At 65.0% G+C, this 4,626-nt stretch carries 6 protein-coding genes and 1 pseudogene; 5 read left to right on the forward strand and 2 right to left on the reverse strand.

What is annotated here, in order from left to right; translation table 11 throughout:
- Positions 1–56: 56 nt before the first annotated feature.
- The 5 genes from AX709_RS13820 to trmFO all read left to right on the forward strand — a co-directional run bounded on the left by AX709_RS13820 (position 57) and on the right by trmFO (position 3,833).
- Positions 57–398 carry a DUF952 domain-containing protein gene (locus AX709_RS13820; RefSeq protein ID WP_066550209.1) on the forward strand — a complete coding sequence of 114 codons (342 nt, stop codon included), beginning with the start codon at positions 57–59 and terminating at the stop codon, positions 396–398.
- A 445-nt stretch (positions 399–843) separates the two neighbouring features.
- Positions 844–1,392 carry a GbsR/MarR family transcriptional regulator gene (locus AX709_RS13825; RefSeq protein WP_066550212.1) on the forward strand — a complete coding sequence of 183 codons (549 nt, stop codon included), beginning with the start codon at positions 844–846 and terminating at the stop codon, positions 1,390–1,392.
- A 73-nt stretch (positions 1,393–1,465) separates the two neighbouring features.
- Positions 1,466–1,843: a hypothetical protein gene (locus AX709_RS13830; protein ID WP_066550214.1), complete on the forward strand. Its 378-nt coding sequence runs from the start codon at positions 1,466–1,468 to the stop codon at positions 1,841–1,843.
- Positions 1,840–2,274, forward strand: coding sequence for a hypothetical protein (locus tag AX709_RS13835; RefSeq protein ID WP_156454277.1), 435 nt, complete (start codon positions 1,840–1,842; stop codon positions 2,272–2,274). The genes AX709_RS13830 and AX709_RS13835 overlap by 4 nt, the downstream gene beginning before the upstream one ends.
- Before the next feature lie 242 nt (positions 2,275–2,516).
- Positions 2,517–3,833: a methylenetetrahydrofolate--tRNA-(uracil(54)-C(5))-methyltransferase (FADH(2)-oxidizing) TrmFO gene (gene trmFO, locus AX709_RS13840; protein ID WP_066550220.1), complete on the forward strand. Its 1,317-nt coding sequence runs from the start codon at positions 2,517–2,519 to the stop codon at positions 3,831–3,833.
- A 3-nt stretch (positions 3,834–3,836) separates the two neighbouring features.
- On the opposite strand, the gene AX709_RS13845 is transcribed toward trmFO, so the two are convergent.
- Both AX709_RS13845 and AX709_RS19215 read right to left on the reverse strand, forming a co-directional pair.
- Complete coding sequence (locus tag AX709_RS13845) at positions 3,837–4,310, reverse strand: hypothetical protein (protein WP_066550222.1); 474 nt, start codon at positions 4,308–4,310, stop codon at positions 3,837–3,839.
- 71 nt (positions 4,311–4,381) lie between these two features.
- A pseudogene (locus AX709_RS19215) lies at positions 4,382–4,626 on the reverse strand (squalene/phytoene synthase family protein); the annotation flags it as partial.

Here is a 4,626-nt window from a genome sequence, read left to right on the forward strand (position 1 = left end):
CCCCTGATCCACCCCTCCCGCTTGCGGGAGGGGCCGGGGGTGGGCATGACCGCGCGATGACCCACCCCGCCACCGCCTACAAGATCCTGACTGCCGACCAGATGGCCGCACTGCGCGAAGACCGCTTCGACGGCGCGCCGGTCGACCTCGCCGATGGCTATATCCACCTCTCCACCGCCGATCAGGTGACCGAGACGGTGGACCGGCATTTCGCTGGCCAGTCCGACCTCTGGATCGCCGCGGTCGACCTGGCGCCCCTGGGCGACGCCATTCGCTGGGAAGCCTCGCGCGGCGGGGCCCTGTTCCCGCATCTCTACGGCCGCCTGACCATGGCCAGCATCACCGTCCACGCCCCGCTCAGCCGGGATGGCGACGGCACGGTCCAGCTTCCCGGATGAGCCCGGGATTCATCACCAGATAACGTCCGTAGGCACCGCTCATCCTGAGCGCCTGAGTCAGAAAGCGCATGTTGATCGCTGCGCGGCAGGACTCTTCCCGTCACCCCGGGCTTGACCCGGGGTCCCGCTTTCTCGCGCGCCGGATCAGGCAGCGGGACCCCGGCTCAAGGCCGGGGTGACGAGGGAAAGATGGCCGACCTTTGTGAAAGTTTCCGTTCCCGCTCATCCCAAGATGCGACTGAGCGAAGTCGAAGGCGTGTATCGAAGGACGGGGACTCCCATGCGTCTTTCAGAGAAGAGGGTGCGGGGCCTGTCCGCAGGCACAACGAAAACGATCTGCTCGCCAGCCGAGCCGATCGAGACCAAGCCGGAGGTGCGAAATCCTCCCGCTTGACATGCACATCAATTTCCGACATTTCTGTTTTCACAGAAACCGGAGAGGACAGTGTCGTTGTTCGACCATTCCGATGCCAAGGCGTTCATCCTCCATTGGGGGGAGATGGGCGTGCACTGGGGGGTCAACCGCTCGGTCGCCCAGGTCCATGCCCTGCTCTATCTTTCCGCGTCGCCGATCACGGCCGAGGACATCTGCGACACGCTGGGGCTTGCGCGCTCCAACGTTTCGACGGCGCTCAAGGAGCTTCAGAGCTATTCGATCATCCGCCGCGTCCATGTGGAGGGCGATCGTCGCGATCATTTCGTCGCGGAAACCGATCTGTGGGAAATGCTGATGCGGATCAGCAGCGAGCGCAAGCGGCGCGAGATCGATCCGACGATCCAGCTGCTCGCGGAACTCTCGGCCCGGCTCGGGGAGGACAAGACCGCCCCCCCGCACCTGCGCGAACGGGTGATGCGGATGCACGAATTCATCGGCACGCTCTCCGGCTGGTATGATCAAGTCCGCGGCCTGCCGAAGCCGACGCTGATCACGCTGATGAAAATGGGCGCCCGCGTCGCGCGCCTCATTCCCGGCAGCGGCAAACAAAAGGAGTAACCTGACCAGACATGAACCACCCAGTCAAACCCAATGCTTTCGGTAATTACAGAAAATACGGAAGGATCAAACAATGGTGGCGATAACCTATCTGCTCTATCTGCTCATCACGATCGGTCTCACGGTCTGGGTCGCGCGCACGCTGTCGACGAACGGTGAGGTGTTTCTCATTCAATGCTTCGGCCATGATTCCCAATTGGCGAAGTCGACTAATCATCTGCTTGTCGTTGGGTTCTACCTGATCAACATCGGGTTCATCACCCTAACGCTCAGCCTTGGGGACGAGCCAACGAACATCACGTCAGCGATCCGATTTCTCAGCAGCAAGGTGGGCCTTGCGGTTCTGGTCCTCGGCGCGATGCACTTCTTCAACATGGGTGCCATTTCGCATTTCGGGCGCAAGGTTGCGGGTTGGCTCACTGACGGTCGTGATGCGCGAGAACTGGCGTGAGCACGGAACGATCCAGCTACAGCAGCGGTCGCGACCCTTATGTCGCGACCGCTGCCAAATGCTCGATACTGGCAGGACCGATCTTTCTTGTCTGTCTTGCCATGTCGGCCCTGGTCGGACCCGAGCCAGTCACCTTTTCGGCCCTCGAACTCGGCGTAGCGCTGATCGGATCGGTATGGCTTCTGATCATAAGCGCAGCAATCGGCTTTCTGCTGGCGTTCATCCCAATTCTGGCAGGGTGCGCCACCCTGTATAACCTTGGAAAATTGAACTTTGTCTATCAGTTACATCCTGTGTGGTTTCTTGTGGGCGGCACGAGCGGCCTGCTCATCGCTGCTTCGCTCGATTTTTCGCAACCATTCTCGACCGCGCTGGCGCTGACTGGCGCGACTTGTGCAGGCGTGGCACGTACCTACGTCCGCTGGCGATAGAGGCTTAAGGGCGACTCGCCCGGCTGCTTCCGCAAGCGCTCTGTCCTACATGGCAGCGCGCTGCTATCGGTAACCGGTTAGCCTTGTGAACGCGCGCAAGGCGGAATAGGCCGGTTTCGATCCCCGTCTGTCCGACCGACGTTCGAAATGATGGCTCGGCTGCGTTATCGATTGATGTCTTTATCCACTCGACCACGCCCCACAGTGTCAACCTAGTGTCAACTTCCACCCGAAACGAACGCATGACCCACACCCGCGACATCCACATCATCGGCGGCGGCCTCGCCGGGTCGGAGGCGGCTTGGCAGCTCGCCAGCGCGGGGCTCAAGGTCCGGCTGTCGGAAATGCGCGGATCGGGGGAGATGACGCCGGCGCACCAGAGCGACCGGCTCGCCGAACTCGTCTGCTCGAACAGCTTCCGCTCCGACGATGCGGAGCGCAACGCGGTCGGGCTGCTCCATGCTGAAATGCGCGCGCTCGGCTCGCTCATCATGGCGATGGGCGACGCGCACAAGGTGCCCGCCGGCTCGGCGCTCGCGGTCGATCGCGACGGCTTTGCCGATGCGGTGACGGCGGCCCTTGCCCAACATCCCAACATCACGGTGGTGCGCGAACGCGTCGATGCGCTGCCACACGGCCCCGCGATCGTCGCCACCGGCCCGCTCACCGCCCCCGCGCTCGCCGATGCGATCGGTGCTGAAACGGGCAAGGACTCGCTCGCCTTCTTCGACGCGATCGCACCGATCGTCCATTTCGACACGATCGACATGGATACCGCCTGGTTCCAGTCGCGCTGGAACAAGGGCGAGGGGCGCGATTACATCAACTGCCCGATGAACCAGGACCAGTATCGCGCCTTTCACCAGGCGCTGCTCGACGGCGAGAAGACCGAGTTCCGCGAGTGGGAGGATGTCCCCTATTTCGAAGGCTGCATGCCGATCGAGGTGATGGCCGAGCGCGGGCTCGACACGCTGCGCTACGGCCCGATGAAGCCGGTCGGGCTCGACGATCCGCGCACCGGGCGCTGGCCGCACGCCGTCGTCCAGCTGCGCCAGGACAATGCGACCGGCACGCTGTGGAACATGGTCGGTTTTCAGACTAAGCTCAAATATGCCGAACAGGTTCGCATCTTCCGCACCATTCCGGGACTCGAGCAGGCGGAGTTCGCGCGGCTGGGCGGGTTGCACCGCAACACCTTCATCCGCTCGCCCGAACTGCTCGATCCGACGCTGCGGCTGAAATCGCGGCCCAATGTCCGCTTCGCCGGCCAGATCACGGGGTGCGAGGGCTATGTCGAAAGCGCGGCGATCGGCCTGATTGCCGGGCGCTTCGCCGCCGCCGAGCTGAAGGGCGAGGTCTTGACGCCGCCGCCGGTCGAAACCGCGCTGGGCGCGCTGCTCGGCCACATCACCGGCGGCGCGGCGGTTGAAAGCTACCAGCCGATGAACGTCAATTTCGGACTGATGCCGCCGATCACGGTGCGCAGCAAGAAGGCCGATCGCAAGCTGCTCTACACCGCCCGCGCCCGCGACGCGTTCAGCGCCTGGGCCGCCGCCTGATGCTCACTCGCCGTCGGCGTCCGCACCCGTTGCCGGCGGGCATGCGCAGCGCGCCGCCGCCGGCTTGCGCTTGACCGCGGTGGTGGCGAACTCCGCCCGGCTCATCGCGCCGTCGCGGTTGGCGTCGGCCTTCGCAAAGCGTTCGGTCGTCTTGACCGCCCATTCCTCGAAGCTAAGCCGCCCGTCGCCATTGACGTCCAGCCGCGCGAACGCCTTGCGCCGGCTGGCGAGATATTCGGTGCGCGTGATCGCCGCGTCACGGTCCTTGTCATAGCGGTTGAAGCGCCGCTCCTCGCGCGATGCGGCCGGCGCGGCGGGGACGTTGTCGGGCATCGGCGCGACGGGTGCCTCCGCGGCTGCGGGGGCCGGCGGTGGCGGCAGCGCCGGGGTCTGGCTGTTCGCGCCGCTGAAGAACAATAGCCCCCCGCCAATGCCCAGCAGGACGAGCGCGCCAAACCCCGCGATCCAGCGTAGCATTGGCGTCCCCTCTCCCGATCGTGACCGCTTGGCGTCACTCTGGCGCGGCGATCGCGTGGCGGCAATCGGCTTTATCGCCCTGACATGCGATGCCACAACAGCCGCGCGACCCTTCGCGGCGCGCCGTGCGGCACCGGTTGGTCGTGCGGCACCGCCAGGTCCATGCGCGCCCGCAGCGCCAGCGCGCCCAGCCCGCGCAGCGGCACTGGCCAGGGTCGGGCAAACGCCTCGTCCAGCTCGGCGCACGCCAGGGCGGCCGCGCTGGCGCGCTGAGCGGGATCTGTCGTGTGCCGGGACAGGTCGGCAAGCGCCCATC

It is taken from the genome of Sphingomonas sp. CCH15-F11 (genome assembly GCF_001557005.1).
Lineage (GTDB): Bacteria > Pseudomonadota > Alphaproteobacteria > Sphingomonadales > Sphingomonadaceae > Sphingomonas.

What these genes read in the sequence shown, in the direction of transcription:
- AX709_RS13845 (WP_066550222.1), bottom strand. Translation starts at nt 4,310, where the DNA reads ATGCTACGCTGGATCGCGGGGTTTGGCGCGCTCGTCCTGCTGGGCATT.
- trmFO (WP_066550220.1), top strand. Translation starts at nt 2,517, where the DNA reads ATGACCCACACCCGCGACATCCACATCATCGGCGGCGGCCTCGCCGGG.
- AX709_RS13830 (WP_066550214.1), top strand. Translation starts at nt 1,466, where the DNA reads ATGGTGGCGATAACCTATCTGCTCTATCTGCTCATCACGATCGGTCTC.
- AX709_RS13820 (WP_066550209.1), top strand. Translation starts at nt 57, where the DNA reads ATGACCCACCCCGCCACCGCCTACAAGATCCTGACTGCCGACCAGATG.